This window comes from Leifsonia sp. KNZ13-11D (assembly GCF_056754895.1).
Genome location: NZ_JBPGWU010000001.1, coordinates 1735870 through 1753125, shown reverse-complemented (window position 1 = coordinate 1753125; position 17256 = coordinate 1735870). Strand labels below are relative to the sequence as shown.

The following is a 17256-nucleotide window of genomic DNA, read 5'->3' as shown; positions in this document are numbered from 1 at the left end:
CCACGGTGTCTCGGAACGTCCCCGGCTGCCACTGCGGTGTCTCGGAACGTCCGCGACCGCTCGCCGCGGCGCAGACGTTCCGAGCGGGCGCACTCGCCGTCAGTCGGCGGCCGAGGCGGGCCGGGCGGGGCCGGAGTCGACGGCCCGGTGGACCAGGAAGATGCCGCCGTGCGCGGGATGCTGTGCGCGCTCGGCGTCGGTTTCGATGAACTCGTCGAGCACCGCGACGATGCGGCGGTCGAGCTCGGCGACATCCTCGGGCGAGAGGTGCAGCGAGAAGCGCGCGTAGGTGGCGATGGATGTGGGACCCGCCTCCGCGAGCTCCTGCTGGAACGCATCCACTGGGGCGAGGCCCTGGCTCAGGTCGAGGTCGTCGAGGGAGACGGTGAGCCACCAGCTCTTGCCGGTCGAGCGGTAGGGCTTCTCGAGCGCGCCGGACTCCCCCGTCCTTACGTCGGCGGACTCGAGGAATCCCGTGCGGACCAGCTGCCGCACGTGGTAGTACACGGTGCCGGGGTCGATTCCCAGACGGTCCGCCAGCTGCTTGTTCGTCCAGTCGCGGTCGCCGCACAAGCGCACGATCCGCACCCGGAGCGGATGCGAGAGCGCCTTGAGCTCCTCCGGGGTCGCCGGCCGGCGCTTGGCATCCGGGTCGGAGCCGCTCGCGAGCGGAAGATCGTCGGTCACGGCCCCCAGACTATCAATGATTGAGTGAACTCCCATCGATTGAACTTTCTCAATCAGTGTGCGAACCTGGGCACATGACGATGGATGGGCTCGGCACGCGCTACTGGAGGCTCTGGACATCGGCCGGGCTCTCCAACCTGGCCGACGGCGCGATGAAGGTCGCGCTCCCGCTCGTCGCGATCCGCTACACCGACTCCCCCGCGATCATCGCCGGGCTCACCTTCGCGTTCACGCTTCCGTGGCTGCTCTTCGCCCTCACCGCGGGAGCGCTCGCCGACCGGCGCGACCGCCGCCGGCTGATGCTCGTGGCCAACGGCGCCCGCGCGCTGTTCCTCGCCTGCCTCACTGTCGCGACCATCGCCGGCGCCGGATCGATCTGGCTGCTGTACGCGGCCGCGCTGTGCATCGGCGTGGCGGAGACGGTCTACGACACGTCGTCGCAGTCGATCCTGCCGCAGCTGGTCCCGCGCGATCGTCTCTCGCGGGCGAACGGCCGCCTCTACGCCGCCGAACTCACCGCGAACGATTTCGTGGGTCCGCCGCTCGGCGGCTTCCTGGTCGCCGTCGGCGTCGGGGTGGCGTTCGGCACGCCGGTGCTGCTCTGGGTGGCGGCGATCGGGGTGCTGCTGCTGGTGCGCGGCCGTTTCGTCGCGGGGCGCACGGAGCCGACGACGATCCGTGCCGACATCGCCGAGGGCCTGCGCTTCCTCGCGGGCAGCACTCTGCTCCGGACGCTCGCCATCATGGTCGGCATCTTCAACTTCGCCGCTTCGGCCGTCTTCACGGTGTTCGTGCTGTATGCGGCGGGCCCCTCCTCGACGATGAAGCTGAGCGATCCCGCATACGGGCTGCTGCTCACCTGCTCGGCGATCGGCAGCGTGCTCGGGACATTCCTCGCGGAGCCGGCCGAGCGCCTGCTCGGGCGGGCGCGCGCTCTGGTCCTCACGATCGCCGGGTCCCTGCTGACCGTGGCGACGCCCGGGCTCACGGCGAACCCGTTCGTGATCGGCGCCGGGATGCTGCTCGGCGGCATCACCGTCTCCGTGTGGAACGTCATCACCGTCTCCCTCCGCCAGCGCGTCACGCCGACCCGGCTCCTCGGGCGGCTCAACAGCGCCTACCGGCTGCTCGCCTGGGGCACCATGCCGCTCGGCGCGGCGGCCGGCGGACTCCTCGGCCAGGCGTTCGGCGTCCAGTCGGTGTTCTGGATCATGGGCGGGCTCGTCGTGCTGCAGCTCATCCCGATGCTGTGGGTCACGGACCGGCGGATGGATGCTGCCGAAGCGGCCGTCGAGGCCGAGGAGGTCGAGGAGGCGGAGAGCGCGGACGACCCCCGAGGTCGGTGACGCGTACACGACTTTGCCAGGCTCTATGCCCGAACCGTCCAGAATCGGGGCCTAGGGTCGTTGAGCGACGGCCGTGAGCGCCGTCCGTGCCGCGCAGGCGGCATCCAGCCCCCCAACCCCTGAGGCGCCCCCGCGCCCGCTCCTGGATGCTCGAGCCTTCCGAACGCCCGGCACACCCGCGCAGCACGCCGCGCCTTCCGGACCACGGGTCCACGAGGCGCTTCCGCGCGTGCTCCGCGGTCGCCCGCTGGACCGCTCCCGATGAGCCCTGGTCCCTCCGCGCTCGCCCCGGCGTCCGCGCGCTGCAGCCGGGACAACCCGATCCAGGAAGACAATGCTGAGTACCCTCCGTTCCACCGTCAAGAACAGTCCCATCCCCTTCAGCCGCATCGTGACCGGCGCGGCCGCCGTGATCATGAGCGCCAGCCTGATCGCCCCCGTCATGGCGCAGCAGCAGGCCGCCGAGCGCCAGACCCGTGAGCTCTCCGAGGCGACCGGGATGCACCGAGATCAGCTCGGCGTCTACGGCTCGATCGTCCGCGAGCGGCTCGAGGCCGAGGCCAAGACCACGCTCGCGGGCGCCCAGGCGACGGTCGCCGCCAACCAGGCGAAGGCCGACCCGACGGCCGCGAAGACGGCGATCGCCGGCCTGAGCGGGTTCACCAAGCTCGACGACACGAAGCTCCGCAGCACCATCGACAAGACGAAGGCCGCGTCGGACGCGCTCGCCGCCGCGGGCGCGGAGGCAGACCGCAAGGCGGCCGCCGCTGCCGCAGCCGCCGCGGCCGCAGCAGCCGCCGCGCAGGCGAACGCCAACACCCCGGCCGGTGCGAAGGCGACGGCCGCGAGCCTGGCCGCCAGCACGTACGGCTGGGGCGCCGACCAGTTCGGGTGCCTCGAGAAGCTGTGGCAGCGCGAGTCGCAGTGGAACTACCAGGCGTCCAACTCCGGCAGCGGCGCCACCGGCATCCCGCAGGCGCTGCCGGGCAGCAAGATGGCCTCGGCCGGTTCGGACTGGGCGACCAACGCGACGACGCAGATCAAGTGGGGCCTCGACTACATCGCCCGCGGCTACGGGACGCCGTGCGGCGCGTGGGGCCACTCGGAGTCGTTCAACTGGTATTGATCCGCTGAGCTGACGCCGAACGGCGGCCGCGGACTCCCCGGCCGCCGTTCTTTCATGCAGGCGTCGTGCTGTCTGCGCCCGCCGATAGACTCCGCGGGTGAGCACGAGCACCCCCGAACGTCCGACCGCCCTCCCCACCATCCGTGGAGCGCACCTCGTCGGCAGCGTCAACCTGCCCGACGCCGAGACCGTGTTCCGCACTGTGAGCGGGCATCTCGGCGACCGGATGCGCCGCATCCCGGACGGCGAGGTCGGCGAACGGTTCTACTGGATTCAGTTCCAGACCGCACGCCTCGACACGATGGCGGGGATCTCCCGCGTCGACGTGCCGCTGTCGCTGCTGCGCGGACGGTTCGACGGGCGACCCTTCCGGCTCGACGCGGGCGTCAGCGCCGACGACCTGGTGTTCCCGAACCTGGGTTACGCCGACGCGGCGCTCGACTCCTATGCCGTCTTCGACCGGCTGCGTTCGGAGGGCGTCATCGCTCCCGGCACGCGGTTCCAGGTGTCGTTGCCGACGCCGGCGGGCGTCGTCGGGCCCTTCATCGTGCCGGAGGACCGGGCGGCGATCGAACCGGCGTACGAGCGCGCGCTCTTCGGCGAGCTGGACCGTATTCTGGCCGGAATCCCGCATGACGACCTCGCGATCCAGTGGGACACCGCGGTCGAGTTCGCCCTCCTCGAGGTCCGGATGCCGTCGTGGTTCGGCGAGGACGTGCTCGCCGGGGTGCTCGAGCGGGCCGGACGCCAGGCCGCGGCCGTCCCAGCCGACGTGGAACTGGGCTACCACCTCTGCTACGGCGACGTCGAGGAGCAGCACTTCGTGCAGCCCGCCGACGCCGGCCGGCTCGCCGACGTGCTGGGCGGCATCCTGAGCCGTGCTCCGCGACCGGTCACCTGGGTGCACCTGCCCGTTCCGATCGAGCGGGACGACGAGACGTACTTCGCGCCACTCGCCGCGATCGCTATCCCTGCCGGGACGGAGCTCTACCTTGGCCTGCTGCACCACGAGGATGGCGTGGAGGGCGCCCGGCGCCGCGCTGAGGCCGCCGCGACCGCCGTCACGACGTTCGGGGTCGGCACGGAGTGCGGCTTCGGCCGTGGACCGAGCGAGCGCACCGACGGTCTGCTCGTCCTGCACGCCGTCGTCGCGGCGGCGTGGTGAGCTGAGAGCGAGCGCACCGATGAGCGTGGCGATCCGATGAAGGCGGCGATCCGATGAGCCTGGAACTGGACGCGGACGCGTTCGAGGCGCTGGTCGCCGACGAGCTCGACCGCCTGCCGGACGAGATGGTCGACGGGCTCGACAACGTCGTGTTCGTGGTCGAGGACCGTCCGGAGGACGGCTCCCTCGATCTGCTCGGCCTCTACGACGGCGTCGCGCTCACCGAACGCGGCGAGTACGGGTTCGGCGAGATGCCCGACCGCATCGTGCTGTACCGCGAGCCGCTGCTGGCGATCAGCGCGGACGAGGACGAACTCCGCGACGAGGTGCACATCACTCTCGTGCACGAGATCGCGCACTTCTACGGTATCGACGACGACCGGCTGCACGAACTCGGCTGGGCCTAGCCCGGCAGGCCGGCGCCTCGCGCCCGAAGGCGGAAAGCCTGCTCAGGCCCCGTAGCCGAAGATCGACTCGTCCTCCTGGTCGGCCTCCACGGGGTCGGAGTCGGGCTGGTCGAAGCGGTAGGTCACCAGCAGCTGGCCCTCGACCTCGCGCTGGTCGCTCGCGACGTACCAGAAGGTCGACTCGAGGCCCTCGACGGCGGCGATGACGCCGATCCGCTCATCCGGCTTCCCGTCCACCAGGAAGCGGCGGTCGGTCTGTCCGACGAGTGGTCCGTCGGCGTATTCGACGATGTACTCGGGGTCCTGTCGTGCGTCGCTCATGACTCCACCGTAGTCCCCGCCCGGCCCTCCGTGAGGTCGACGCCCGTCACATCCAGCACCAGTCCGGCGTGCTCGACGGGATGCTCGCGCGCGACGAAGCGGTCGAACTGACGCTGCCAGCGGTCCCACTCGACCGCGAACGTCTCCCCGTCGCGGGCCAGGGCACGCTGCTTGCGCAGCGCGTCGTCGGCCCGCAGCCAGACGGTGAGGTCCGCCGCCGCCGCGTTCCGGCGGGACAGGGCGCCGCAGCCTTCGACGACGAGCGGCTCCCAGTCCTCCACCGCGACTCGGCCGGAGGGGCGGCTCTCATTCCAGTCCCACCGGGTCCAGAAGCCCGAGCCGGAGGCGCGCAGCGGTTCCAGCAGATCGCGACCGACCGCTTCGCTCCCCGCATCCAGGCCGTCCCATCCGGGGTAGAGGTCGTCCATCCGCACCAACCGCGGAGTGCCGGCCGCGGGCCACCCGGCCAGCAGGGCATCCGCCAGCGAGCTCTTTCCCGCGCCGCTCGGGCCGTCGATGAGCACGACCGGCGTCCGTCCCGCCGCGGCTGCGGCGTCCACCGCGGCGGCCACCGCAGCATCCAGCGCCGCCAGCTCAGCCGAGCGGGGCATTCCAGCTCCCGGTCGCGACGGCGGCGCCCACGGCGCAGACGGCGACGACCACCGCGACGGCCAGCGCCGCCCAGTCGCGCGCCCGGAACACCGACGGGCGCGCCCAGGTGCGCCGCCCGGGCGCACCGAAGCCGCGCGCCTCCATCGCGGTCGCCAGCTTGGTGCCTCGGCGGAGCGAGAGCACGAACAGCGCGAACGACTGACCGAGGAAGCGGCGGAGCGCCCCGATTCGGCCACTCCCCGCGCCCGCCGAGCCAGGGTGAGCGCGCGCCAGTCCTCGGCGAAGAGGCCGACGAGGCGGAGCCCGGCGAGAGCGCCGATCACGAAACGCGCGGGCAGGCGCAGCAGCTGCCCCAGACCGTCGGCCAGGTCGGTCGGGTCGATCGTGACGAACAGCAGCACGGCCGGGAGGCCGATCGCCAGCACCCGCAGCGTCGTCGCCAGGGCGAGCGCGATGGAGCCGTCGCTGATCTCGACCGCCCACCACTGCACGAACACCGTGCCGGAGGTCTGGCCGTAGAGCAGTGTCGTGAGGCCGGCGAGCGGCGCCGCCACCCACACCGGAGCCGTGCGCGCCAGCACCGTGCCGAGCGGGATGCCGGCGAAGGCGAGCAGCACGAGCTCGAGAACAAGGGCCACACCGGCGGACACCGGGTCGATGGACAACAGCAGCGCGACGGTCACCACGAGGGCCGCGCCGAGCTTGGCGACGGGGTTGAGGGTCGCGAGCGGTCCGGTGCGCAGCGGCTCCACGAGCGTCATGCGCGCACCTCCGCGGCGTCCATCCGGAGCGGCGCGGCTCCCATCGCCTCGACGAACTCGGCGTCGTGGGTCACGGCGACCACGGCGTGCCCCTCGGCACGCAGGGCCGCGATCAGGGCGACGAGATCGCGCCAGGTCCGCGCATCCTGACCGAACGTCGGCTCGTCGAGCAGCAGCAGCCGGGGGCGCGTGGCCAGAGCGGTTCCGACGGAGAGCCGCCGCTTCTGGCCCCCGGAGAGCGTGAACGGGTTCGCGTCGGCGAGGTCGTCCAGCGCCAGCCGGACGAGCAGCTCCCCCACTCGGGCATCGACTTCGCCGGACGCGAGTCCGAGCGCCCGGGGTCCGGCGGCGAGCTCGTCGCGCACCGTGGAGGCGATGAACTGGTGCTCCGGGTTCTGGAACACGCTCCCGATGCGGGTCAGCAGGTCCCGCGACCGCCAGTCGGCCGGATGCGGCGACGCGCCGGCAGCGAGAGCCGCTTCCGCCGTCAGGTCGCCCGCCACCGGGGGAAGCAGACCGCCGAGGGTGAGGGCGAGCGTCGACTTGCCTGCGCCGTTGCGACCGACCAGCGCCACGGCGGATCCCTCGCGCAGCGCCAGCTCGATCGCCGGACCCACCCGAAGGGCATGGGCGCCGGTATCGGCACGGCCGGATCGCCGGCTCCGCCGCCTGCCGCGCGTGACGGCCGGTCCGCGGCCCACCACGAGGGAGCGCGCCGTGAGCAGCGCATCCCCCTCGCGGACGTCGGGCGCCTCCGGGACCGGCGTGTCCGGCAGCCAGACACCGGCCCGCCGCAACTCGCCGGCCGTGTCCCGGAGCACCGCATCCGGCGACCCGTCGGCGAGGACCCCGCCGTCGGCGCCGAGCACGACGACGCGCGTGACCAGGTCCCGCCAGACGGCGACCCGGTGCTCGACGACGACGAGGGTCGCGCCGCCCGCGTCGAGCACCGCGCGCACCGCATCCCGGACCTCCAGCACACCCTCGGGGTCGAGGTTCGCGGTCGGCTCGTCGAGCAGCAGCAGGCCCGGGCGCATCGCCAGCAGGCCGGCCAGGGCCAGCCGCTGCTTCTGACCGCCGGACAGGTGCGCGGTCGGCGTGTCGAGCGCGAGGTCGAGCCCGACCTGGACGAGCGAGTCGCGCACGCGCGCCCAGAGCTCGTCGCGCGGCACGCCGAGGTTCTCCCCGGCGAAGGCGACGTCGTCGCCCACTCGGGCGAGGATGACCTGGGCGTCCGGATCCTGCAGCAGCAGCCCGGCGGTCCCCCGCGCCTCGGCGGGCGGCCGTCCGGCGACGGTCAGCACGCCCTCCGACTCGCCGTCGTCCTCGCCGCCCAGCACCCCGGCGAGACCCGCGAGCAGTGTGCTCTTGCCCGCGCCGGACGCGCCGAGCAGCAGCACGCGCTCGCCCGGCTCGATGCGCAGATCGACACCGCGCGCGGCCCAGCCGCTGCGTCCCGCGTAGCGCCAGCCCCAGCCGTCGACCCGAACGGCGGCCGGGACCGGCAGTCCGTCAGCCACGGTCGTCAGACCCGGGCGGCCTTCTGCGCCTCGCGGCCTGCGGCGAAGCGGCTCAGCGCTCCGGTACGCGCCAGGGCGCGGACGACCAGCCACGAGCCGAGGCCCGCGACCACGATCCCCGAGATCGTCGTGGTGATCGTGTAGACGATCGCGAACTCGGGCTTGGAGCCGGGATACCAGTAGAGGAGGTCGAGGATCGACTCCGCGACGCCCGCACCTGCGCCCGCCAGCAGCGCGGGAACCAGCCGCCAGTTGGCATAGAGGAAGAGCGCGAAGACGATCTCGGCGCCCAGTCCCTGCACCACGCCGGAGAGGAGCGTGGCGAAGCCCCACTGGGTGCCGATGAGTGCCGACACGATCGCGGCGACCAGCTCGCCGTACAGCGCGGCGCCGGGCTTCCGCACGATCAGGGCGACGAGCACCCCGGCGAACAGCCACGGACCGTTCAGGATGCCCTGGAAGCCGGGAAGGACGGCGCCGATCGGCCCCGAGATCGGGTTCTGGGCGACGCCCCAGACCCAGAAGACGACACCGGATGCGACGGCGACGACACTGGCGACGACGATGTCGACGACTCGCCAGCGGAGGGTGTGCGGGCGTGCGCCCACAGTGGAGATGGTTGCGTGCACTGTTCGTGCCCTTTCAGTCGAAATGGAACAGGGCACGGGATGTGAGAAATTGCCTCCCTGCGCTGGCATGACCCAGATCAGGTTCGACGGTCGAGACTTGGAGAAGTCTCCTCTCAGCCCGGCTCACCGGACTCCCGTGTTCGCACTCAGTGTAGCCCCAGCCGGGACATCGCACGTCCCCGGCCGGCAGCGGAACCGCTCGCTACTTCTTGAGGGCGCGGATCACGCGCGACCACGCGTGACCGGCCACCCAGACGAAGGGGATGCCGACCGCGAGCAGCGTGATCAGGTTCGGACGGAAGCGCACGCCGACCTCGTCCGAGATGTACGCGCCGAACGGGATCGCGATACCGCCACCACCGGCTCCGCCGGGAGCGTCCTCATCCCCGGCCCCGCCCGCTCCGAAGCCGAACTGCACCGCGGCGACGGGCACGATCGTTGTGCCGTCGACGACGACGGGCTCGCCGTAGACCGACTTGATGCCGGAGCCGCTCACGGTCTCGGCGAGTTTCAGCGAGAAGTTCGTCATGAGGCCACGGTAGCGCTCCGCCGCCCGGGTGAACAGGGCGCGGACTCAGTCGCTCACGTACTTGGGGTTGCGGCCGTCGCGCTCCTCCTCGTCCGCGTCGCGCGAGCGCCGCACCAGCGAAGCCGGGCCGATGGCGCCGCGGCCGAAGCGGGCGCTCACCGCATCCAGCGTCCGTTCGGTCTCCCGCCACTCCTCGTCCGGGTCCCACAGGGCGATCGCGTCGCCGCCGGCGTCGAGCAGCTGTTCCGCGCGCACGCCGATGAGCCGCAACGGCGTCTGCCGCACATCCAGCCCGAGGAGGTCGAAGACGTCCCAGGCCTCCTCGAACAGCCGCCGGCCCACATTCGTCGGCTCCGCGAGCGTGCGGGAGCGCGTGATGGTGCGGAAGTCGGAGAACCGCACCTTGATCGACACCGTCCGCGCCACCATCCCGTGCTGGCGCAGCCGCTCGCCGACGCGGCCGGAGAGCCGCAGGAACTCCCGGCGCAGCACATCCACGTCGCCGACATCGGTGCCGAAGGTGTTCTCGTGCCCGATGCTCTTCTCGCGCGACTCGGTGACGACCCGCCGCGGGTCGCGGCCGTTCGCGAGGTCGTGCAGGCGCCGGCCGCTCGCGTCCCCCACCGCCTTCTGGAGCACGTGCAGCGGCGCGTCGGCGAGGTCGGCGACGGTCAGCAGCCCCATCCGCTCCAGCGACGACTGGGTGCTCGCCCCGACGCCCCACAGGGCGCCGACCGGCAGCGGACGCAAGAAGCTCAGCGTCTCGGCCCGCGGGACCACCAGCAGGCCGTCCGGCTTGGCGCGGCCCGAGGCCAGCTTCGCCATGAACTTGGTGGCGGCGACGCCGACCGAGCACGTCAGACCCGTCTCCTCCTGCACGCGCGAGCGGATGAGCTCCGCGATCCGCCGCGGCGAGCCCAGCAGGCGGCGCGCCCCCGATACATCGAGGAACGCCTCGTCGATGCTCAACGGCTCCACGAGCGGGGTCACCTCGTGGAAGATGTCCATCACCTTCGCGGAGTACTCGGTGTACCGCTCGTAGTGCGGCGGCAGGATGATCGCATTCGGGCAGAGCCGCAGCGCCTGCGACATCGGCATGGCGCTGCGCACGCCGTACCGCCGCGCCTCGTACGTCGCGCTCGTGACCACACCCCGGCCGCCCGCGTGCCCGACGATCGCTGGTTTGCCACGCGCATCCGGACGCTCCAGCAACTCGACCGAGGCGAAGAACGCATCCATGTCGACGTGCAGGATGGCGGACTCCGAGTCGTCGACGTCCGCCGCGCTCACCTGCCGCTGGCTGCCGTCCGCTCGTCCCACACCCCCAGCTTCTCACCCGCGACCGACATGGCGCGGAACGGGATACGTTTGAGCCATGGAATTCAGGTACCTCGGCAACAGCGGACTCAAGATCTCCGAGATCATCTACGGCAACTGGCTCACCCACGGATCCCAGGTCGAGAACGACATCGCGACGCAGTCGGTGCGCGCGGCCCTCGACGCCGGCATCACGACCTTCGACACGGCCGACGCGTACGCGAACACGGCCGCCGAGCAGGTGCTCGGGGACGCGCTGAAGAGCGAGCGCCGGCAGTCGCTCGAGATCTTCACCAAGGTCTACTGGCCGACCGGCCCCAAGGGCCACAACGACGTCGGGCTGTCGCGCAAGCACATCCTGGAGTCGATCGACGGCTCGCTGCAGCGGCTCGGAACCGACTACGTCGACCTGTACCAGGCGCACCGCTACGACGCGGAGACGCCGCTCGAGGAGACGATGCAGGCCTTCGCGGACGTCGTCCGCCAGGGCAAGGCGCTCTACATCGGTGTCAGCGAGTGGACGGCCGACCAGCTGCGCGCCGGCCACGCGCTCGCGCAGGACCTCGGCATCCAGCTCATCTCGAACCAGCCGCAGTACTCGATGCTGTGGCGCGTCATCGAGAAGCAGGTCGTCCCCACGTCGGCCGAGCTCGGGATCTCGCAGATCGTCTGGTCGCCGGTCGCCCAGGGCGTGCTGACGGGCAAGTACAAGCCCGGCCAGGAGGCGCCGGAGGGCAGCCGCGCCGCCGACGAGAAGGGCGGGGCGAACGCGATCCGGGGCTTCCTGCGTGAGGACGTGCTCACCGCCGTGCAGGGCCTGCAGCCGATCGCGGACGAGCTCGGCATCACGATGGCGCAGCTCGCCGTCGCCTGGGTGCTGCAGAACCCGAACGTCGCTGGCGCCATCGTGGGCGCATCCCGCCCGGAGCAGGTGAAGTCGAACGCGGAGGCCGCCGGCATCACCCTCAGCGGCGACGTGCTCGCGCGCATCGACGAGGCGGTCGGCGACGTCGCGGAGACGGACCCGGCGCTCACGGTGTCGCCGGAGAAGCGGCCCGCCTGAGGGGGCTGTGGGGCGCGTGGGGCGGGTGGCGCGGCGCGTGTCGCTGACCACGCGTGGCGCGGGTCGCGCGTGGCGCGCGGCGCGGGTCGCGCGCCACGCGCGGCGCGGGTCGCGGGTCGCGCGCGGCGGGGGTCGCGCGGGCCGCGGGTCGCGAGGCCCCGCTGGCATCAAGTGGTGAGTGGATGCGCGAATCCGCGCCGGATTCGGGCAGCTGCTCACCGCTCACGGCTCGCTGGGTGAGCGACGGCGCGCACTATCGTCGGAGAATGGGGCCCAAATCTCCGACGCAGCGCGTTCTGGATGGAGATTTCGGGCCGATTCGGCCGGATCTCCGACTTACGTGACCGAATCTCCGACGCAGCGCTCGAGACCTGGACGCACGGCGTTCTGGATGGAGAAATCGCGTCGGGTCGGCCGGATCTCCGACTTACGTGACCGAATCTCCGACGCAAACGCTCGAGACCTGGACGCACGGCGTTCTGGATGGAGAAATCGCGTCGGGTCGGCCGGATCTCCGACGGAAGTGTGCGGATCGCCGGCGCAAAAGCACGCGCATCGGACGCGTCGCGATGCGCTCCTGAGAACGCGAGCGGCGCTCGCGAGCTAGACCAGGGCAGCGACGAGGGGGCGCAGCCAGTCGCGGAAGGCGACCGAGTCGTCGCGCATGGTGGCGCTGATCACGACCGTGTGCGGGCCGACGATCCACGCGCCCTTCTCGGCGAGCGGAAGCACATCGATGTCGAGCCGGAAGTAGCCGGCCTGCCGCCGCAGCTCGTGCTCGCGCTCGTGCACCACGTCGACGATGTCCGCCGCCCGCTGCGCATGGTTCGCCGCGCTCGACCGCACGTACTCGGCGTGCCGCTCTGCCGCCCAGCCGGCGGCGGCGTCGAAGTGGGCGATGATCGCATCCTGCAGGTCGATCGCCCGGTCGAACGCCTCGAAGTGGGGAGGCTGCAGCAGCGGCGCGGTGAGCCGGCGGTGACGGTCGGCGGCCACCTCGAACCAGGCCTGCCACTGGCGGGCGAGCGGGTCCGACTCGTCCGTCCCGGCCGCGGGCTCGTCGCCGTGCGGCTGGGAGCGCGCGGGGCCGCCCAGCGGCACCGGACGGGTGCGCATCCGGCGGTCGGCGCCTCCCGTGCGCTGGGGGCGGAGCGCCGGCGAGACCGCCGGGGCGAGGGCCGGAAGCGTCGGGCGGACCCGGTCGGCCAGTCCCGCGAGGTCGCGCACCGCGAGGGCCATCAGCAGGTCCCACGGGCAGTCCTCCGTGACCTGCCATCGAAGGGTGCCCTCGACGAACATGCCGACATTCTAGGTTCGCCGGGGCGGCGCAGGTAGAGGCAGCCGAACCGGTTCAGTCCCGGAAGGGCCCCGCCGGGGCCGTCAGTCGGTCAGCGGCTCCTCCGCCACCAGCAGCGCGGCCGGGATCACGGCGCGCTCGAACGGACCACGGCCGTCGCGCCGCCGCTGCGGTTCGAAGAACGAGACCGTCCAGGTCGTGAAGCCGTCCGCCGGACCGTACACGTTGCGGAGGCTGCGGTCGCCCGGCGCCACGATGACCCCGGTGGGCTCCCCCACCCAGTCGTCGGCCGCGGGCTGCTCCCGCTCGCGCACGTACACCTGCACGCCAACACCGAGGCCCGGGATGCCGTCCGCCGACGGCCCGCCGGCGGGCCGTCCCTCCTTCGCTCCACGCTTCCGCATGTGTCCATGCTCGCACCCCGGCGACTGGGGAAGCTCCGAGAATACCCCGCCCGGTGAGCGGACCGGGAACCCAGTGCGCGGGCGCGTCAGCGGGCGAAGGTCAGTGCGACGTCGTCGGCCGCGCGCTGCCGCCCGCGCCGCGGGCCGGATCGAGCAGGCGGCGCAGCGTCCACCGCTCGGCGACCGTCCACGCGGTCGAGGTGAGGATGTACATCGCCGCCGCCAGCGGGACGAACGCGGCGAACAGCACGGTCACGTACGGCAGGAAGGACAGCGCGCGCAGCATCCCGGCCGGCGCCGTCGAGCCTTCGGGTTGCGGCAGGGTGAGCACGCGGCGCGACACCGTGGTCACGACCGCGATCAGCGCGAGGACGCCGACGTACACGAGCATCGCGGGCCACACGCCCGTCCCCGCTCCCGTCAGCCCGACGAAGCTCGTGCCGAGGGGCGCCCCGAACGCGTGCTCGCCGAGCAGGGCATTGGCGTGCCCTGCGATGGTGGCGTGCGTGAAGATCGCATAGACGAGCGTGACGACCGGGATCTGCGCGAGCAGCGGCAGCATCCCGGCGAACGGGGAGACCTGCTCGGCCCGGTAGAGCTCCATCGTCTTCCGGGCGAGCGTCTCGCGGTCGCCCGCGTGCCGCCGCTGCAGTTCGGCGAGCTGCGGTGCGAGCCGGCGCCGCGCGTACTCGGCGCGCACCTGGCTGACACCGACCGGGATGAGGAGGACGCGGACGAGGACGGTCAGCATCGCGACCGCGACGAGTCCGGAGAGCGTGCCCGCGAACGGCGCGACAGTGGCCGAGAGGCCGGTGACGAGGCCGTAGGCGCCGTCGAGGATGGCCGCGATCGGCGGCCAGGAGAAGAAGTCCATGGTGTGAGTGATCCCTGCGTGTCGTCGGAGTGAGGACGCGTGTGGTCACGTGAGCGTTGCAGACCCGGATGGGCCCGGCGCGTTACGCGACCGGCAGGGAGGAGCCGGGTGCTCGGGGACGCGGCCGTCCGTCGGCCGCCGGATCCGAGGGCCCTTCGGCGAGCCAGCCCGCCGCAGGCTCCACGGGACGCGACCACACCGGCCGCACGCGCAGGGAGGCGGCGAGGGCCGCCACCGACCGCACCGCGGCCGCGGCGAGCACCGCGACGAGGCCGAGCGCACCCGCGACACCGGCCAGGGCCACGAAGCCGGCCGTGCTGCCGCCGACGTGCCCGAGGCCGAGCGAACCCGCGCCGGACGCGAAGGCGCGTCCGAGGAGTTCGAGCAGGGCTGTCATGGTCACGACCGTAACAGAGCGCGGGCCCGCAGCCCAGAGCGTTCGCGCCCGGCGGACGCGTGTCGCGCCACCGACGGTGAGCCGCGCATCCACGCACGTCCGAGATCCGCGTGCGTGCGTCCGAGATCCGCGTGCGTGCGCCGGAGATCCCGTGCGTGCGTCGGAGATCCGCGTGCGTGCGTCCGAGATCCGCGTGCGTGCGCCGGAGATCCCGTGCGTGCGTCGGAGATCCGCGTGCGTGCGCCGGAGATCTGGCCGACCCGGCGCGATATCTCCATCCAGAGCGCGTTGCGACGGAGATTCCGACCCCATTCTCCGACGAACGTGCACGTCGCAGCCCGCCCGGGAGCGGCCAGCGCACCGCCGGCGACCGCAGCGGTGGAAGGATGGAGCCATGACTCGAGTCGCGATCATCGGTGCCCATGGAAAAGTCGCCCAGCAGCTGATGCGGGTGCTCTACGACCTCGGCGACGACTTCGTCGGCATCGTCCGGAACGACGAGCACGCCGACGACGTCTACCGCCTCGGCGGCGAGGGTGTGCTGCTCGACATCGAGACGTCGGACGCCGCTGCTCTCGCCGGCGCGATCGACGGCTGCGACGCCGTCGTGTTCTCGGCGGGCGCGGGACCGGGCTCCGGCATCGAGCGCAAGCGCACGGTCGACTACGGCGGGTCGGTCCTCGCCCAGGAGGCCGCGCGCCAGGCGGGTGTCCGCCGTTTCGTGCAGGTCTCCGCCTGGGGCGTCGACGCACCGGTGGACGACACCGACCCGGTGTGGAAGGCCTACGTCGAGGCCAAGCGCGACGCCGACGCGGCGCTCCGCGACTCGGGACTCGACTGGACCATCCTGCGCCCGGGCGGCCTGACGACCGAGGAGGGCACGGGCCGCATCACCCTCGGCGACAGCGTCCCGCGCGGGAGTATCGCCCGCGAGGACGTCGCCCGCCTGATCGCCCTCGCACTCCACGAGCCGGCCACGATCGGCCACCAGTGGGAGGTCGTCGCCGGCGACACCCCCATCGAGGATGCGGTGCGGGCGCTGGTCGCCTCCGCGTAGGCTTGCGGGCGTGACGAGCGACAGCGTGACGAGCGATCCGTCCCCGTACAGCGCGAAGCCGTGGCTGTCGGGCTATGCGCCCGGCGTCCCCGCCGAGGTGGAGGTGCCGGAGGGCTCCCTCTCGCACCTCATCGAGGAGTCGGTGGGCACCTACGGGCGGCACGTCGCGCTGGAGTTCTTCGGCGCGACCACCACGTACGCCGAGCTGGGCGACCAGATCGCCCGCGCGGCGGAGGGTCTCCGCAAGCTCGGCGTGTCGAAGGGCGACCGGGTCGCCCTCGTGCTGCCGAACTGCCCGCAGCACGTCGCCGCGTTCTACGCCGTACTCCGTCTCGGCGCGGTCGTCGTGGAGCACAACCCCCTGTACACGCCGCGGGAGCTGCGGCACCAGTTCGAGGACCACGGCGCGACGGTCGCGATCGTCTGGGACAAGGTCGCAGCGACCGTGCAGGAGCTCCCCGCCGATCTCGGCGTCACCACGATCGTCTCGGTGGATCTGACGCGCGCGATGCCCGCCTCCAAGCGGTTCGCCCTGCGGCTGCCGGTGCCGGCGGCGCGGAAGGCGCGCGAACAGCTGACCGCGAAGGTGTCCGGAACCATCACCTGGGACTCGCTGGTCGCCTCCCGCCGCATCAAGGCGTCGGTGCCGCGCCCCGAGCGCGACGATCTCGCGCTCATCCAGTACACCTCCGGCACGACGGGACGCCCGAAGGGCGCCATGCTGAGCCACGGCAACCTCACGGTGAACGCAGCGCAGTCGCGGGCCTGGGTGCCCACCATCGAGCGGGGCACCTCCGTGGTGTACGCCGTGCTCCCCCTTTTCCACGCCTACGGACTGACCCTCTGCCTCACCTTCGCGATGAGCATGGGCGCGCGGCTCGTGCTGTTCCCCAAGTTCGACCCGGATCTGGTACTGGATGTGGTGAAGAAGCATCCGGCGACCTTCCTGCCCGCGGTGCCGCCGATCTACGAGCGGCTGGTTCAGGCGGCCGACAAGCGGAAGGTGTCGCTGTCGGGCATCGAGATCGCCATCTCCGGCGCGATGAGCCTGCCGCAGGGCATCGTGGACCTCTGGGAGGACAAGACCGGCGGGTACCTGGTGGAGGGGTACGGCCTGTCCGAGTGCTCCCCCGTCCTGATGGCGAACCCGGTCGGCGCCACCCGGCGCGAGGGCACCGTGGGGCTGCCGCTGCCGAGCACCGAACTGCGTGTGGCCGATCCGGACGACCCGTCCTCCGACCGCCCTTTCGGCGAGGAGGGCGAGCTGCTGGCGCGCGGGCCGCAGGTCTTCAGCGGCTACTGGCGCAAGCCGGACGAGACAGCGCAGGTGCTCACCTCGGACGGCTGGTTCCGCACCGGCGACATCGTGACGATGGATGAGGACGGCTTCGTCCGGATCGTCGACCGCATCAAGGAGCTGATCGTCACGGGCGGCTTCAACGTCTCCCCGACCGAGGTGGAGGACGCCCTGCGCTCCTTCCCCGGCGTCGAGGACGTCGCCGTGGTCGGGCTCCCGCACCGCCGCGGCGGCGAGGACGTCGTGGCCGCGGTCGTCATGGAGAAGGGCGCCTCATTCGACGAGGAGGCCATCCGGGCCTTCGGCCGGGACTGCCTCACGCCCTACAAGGTGCCGAAGCACGTCGTGCCGGTGGATGAGCTCCCCCGCTCGATCGTCGGCAAGGTGATCCGCCGCAAGGTCCGCGACCAGCTGCTCGCGATGCAGGCGAGCTGACACCTGCCGGGA

The 17256-nt window shown here is 72.3% G+C and carries 17 protein-coding genes, 2 pseudogenes and 1 riboswitch; of the genes and pseudogenes, 7 read left to right on the top strand and 12 right to left on the bottom strand.

Annotated elements, in window-relative coordinates:
- Positions 1-99 precede the first annotated feature (99 nt).
- A complete protein-coding gene (locus tag ACR9Y5_RS08820; RefSeq protein ID WP_481297614.1) occupies positions 100-687 on the bottom strand; it encodes an ArsR/SmtB family transcription factor in 588 nt (195 codons plus the stop codon).
- A 74-nt stretch (positions 688-761) separates the two neighbouring features.
- Here ACR9Y5_RS08820 and ACR9Y5_RS08815 point away from each other — a divergent pair, with 74 nt between their 5' ends.
- From ACR9Y5_RS08815 to ACR9Y5_RS08800, 4 genes are all read left to right on the top strand, one after another.
- Entirely contained in the window at positions 762-2033 is a 1272-nt protein-coding gene (locus tag ACR9Y5_RS08815; RefSeq protein ID WP_481297613.1) for an MFS transporter, read from the top strand.
- A gap of 334 nt (positions 2034-2367) precedes the next feature.
- Positions 2368-3159: an aggregation-promoting factor C-terminal-like domain-containing protein gene (locus ACR9Y5_RS08810; RefSeq protein ID WP_481297612.1), complete on the top strand. Its 792-nt coding sequence runs from the start codon at positions 2368-2370 to the stop codon at positions 3157-3159.
- A 97-nt stretch (positions 3160-3256) separates the two neighbouring features.
- Positions 3257-4324, top strand: coding sequence for a hypothetical protein (locus ACR9Y5_RS08805; protein ID WP_481297611.1), 1068 nt, complete (start codon positions 3257-3259; stop codon positions 4322-4324).
- Between the two features lie 53 nt (positions 4325-4377).
- Entirely contained in the window at positions 4378-4731 is a 354-nt protein-coding gene (locus tag ACR9Y5_RS08800; RefSeq protein WP_481297610.1) for a metallopeptidase family protein, read from the top strand.
- Positions 4732-4773: 42 nt separating this feature from the next.
- Here the strand turns inward: ACR9Y5_RS08800 and ACR9Y5_RS08795 are convergent, their stop codons facing one another.
- From ACR9Y5_RS08795 to ACR9Y5_RS08765, 7 genes and pseudogenes are all read right to left on the bottom strand, one after another.
- Positions 4774-5052, bottom strand: a complete 279-nt coding sequence (locus tag ACR9Y5_RS08795; RefSeq protein WP_481297609.1) for a hypothetical protein — start codon at positions 5050-5052, stop codon at positions 4774-4776.
- Positions 5049-5606, bottom strand: a pseudogene (locus ACR9Y5_RS08790) (nucleoside/nucleotide kinase family protein); the annotation flags it as partial. The pseudogene ACR9Y5_RS08790 and the gene ACR9Y5_RS08795, both read right to left, overlap by 4 nt.
- A 40-nt stretch (positions 5607-5646) precedes the next feature.
- Positions 5647-6425: pseudogene (locus tag ACR9Y5_RS08785) on the bottom strand (energy-coupling factor transporter transmembrane component T family protein).
- The gene (locus ACR9Y5_RS08780) at positions 6422-7945 is read right to left on the bottom strand and encodes an ABC transporter ATP-binding protein (RefSeq protein ID WP_481297608.1); all 1524 of its coding nucleotides are present in this window, start codon (positions 7943-7945) and stop codon (positions 6422-6424) included. Before ACR9Y5_RS08780 ends, ACR9Y5_RS08785 begins: the two are co-directional and overlap by 4 nt.
- A 5-nt stretch (positions 7946-7950) precedes the next feature.
- Entirely contained in the window at positions 7951-8574 is a 624-nt protein-coding gene (locus ACR9Y5_RS08775; protein ID WP_481297607.1) for an ECF transporter S component, read from the bottom strand.
- A gap of 40 nt (positions 8575-8614) precedes the next feature.
- A riboswitch (TPP riboswitch) is annotated at positions 8615-8722 on the bottom strand.
- Between the two features lie 54 nt (positions 8723-8776).
- Positions 8777-9103, bottom strand: a complete 327-nt coding sequence (locus ACR9Y5_RS08770) for a spore germination protein GerW family protein (RefSeq protein ID WP_481297606.1) — start codon at positions 9101-9103, stop codon at positions 8777-8779.
- Between the two features lie 45 nt (positions 9104-9148).
- Positions 9149-10423, bottom strand: a complete 1275-nt coding sequence (locus ACR9Y5_RS08765; RefSeq protein WP_481297605.1) for a DNA polymerase IV — start codon at positions 10421-10423, stop codon at positions 9149-9151.
- Between the two features lie 55 nt (positions 10424-10478).
- Here ACR9Y5_RS08765 and ACR9Y5_RS08760 point away from each other — a divergent pair, with 55 nt between their 5' ends.
- Positions 10479-11483, top strand: coding sequence for an aldo/keto reductase family protein (locus ACR9Y5_RS08760; protein WP_481297604.1), 1005 nt, complete (start codon positions 10479-10481; stop codon positions 11481-11483).
- A 603-nt stretch (positions 11484-12086) separates the two neighbouring features.
- Here the strand turns inward: ACR9Y5_RS08760 and ACR9Y5_RS08755 are convergent.
- The 4 genes from ACR9Y5_RS08755 to ACR9Y5_RS08740 form a co-directional block, all read right to left on the bottom strand.
- On the bottom strand, positions 12087-12782 hold the full coding sequence (locus ACR9Y5_RS08755; RefSeq protein WP_481297603.1) for a hypothetical protein: 696 nt from the start codon (positions 12780-12782) through the stop codon (positions 12087-12089).
- 81 nt (positions 12783-12863) lie between these two features.
- Positions 12864-13184 carry a hypothetical protein gene (locus tag ACR9Y5_RS08750; protein ID WP_481297602.1) on the bottom strand — a complete coding sequence of 107 codons (321 nt, stop codon included), beginning with the start codon at positions 13182-13184 and terminating at the stop codon, positions 12864-12866.
- Between the two features lie 100 nt (positions 13185-13284).
- Positions 13285-14058 carry a YidC/Oxa1 family membrane protein insertase gene (locus tag ACR9Y5_RS08745; protein WP_481297601.1) on the bottom strand — a complete coding sequence of 258 codons (774 nt, stop codon included), beginning with the start codon at positions 14056-14058 and terminating at the stop codon, positions 13285-13287.
- An 82-nt stretch (positions 14059-14140) separates the two neighbouring features.
- Complete coding sequence (locus ACR9Y5_RS08740; protein WP_481297600.1) at positions 14141-14455, bottom strand: DUF6412 domain-containing protein; 315 nt, start codon at positions 14453-14455, stop codon at positions 14141-14143.
- A 394-nt stretch (positions 14456-14849) separates the two neighbouring features.
- On the opposite strand from ACR9Y5_RS08740, the gene ACR9Y5_RS08735 reads away from it, so the two are divergent.
- On the top strand, positions 14850-15512 hold the full coding sequence (locus ACR9Y5_RS08735; protein ID WP_481297599.1) for an SDR family oxidoreductase: 663 nt from the start codon (positions 14850-14852) through the stop codon (positions 15510-15512).
- A gap of 10 nt (positions 15513-15522) precedes the next feature.
- Entirely contained in the window at positions 15523-17244 is a 1722-nt protein-coding gene (locus ACR9Y5_RS08730; RefSeq protein WP_481297598.1) for a long-chain-fatty-acid--CoA ligase, read from the top strand.
- Positions 17245-17256: the final 12 nt, after the last annotated feature.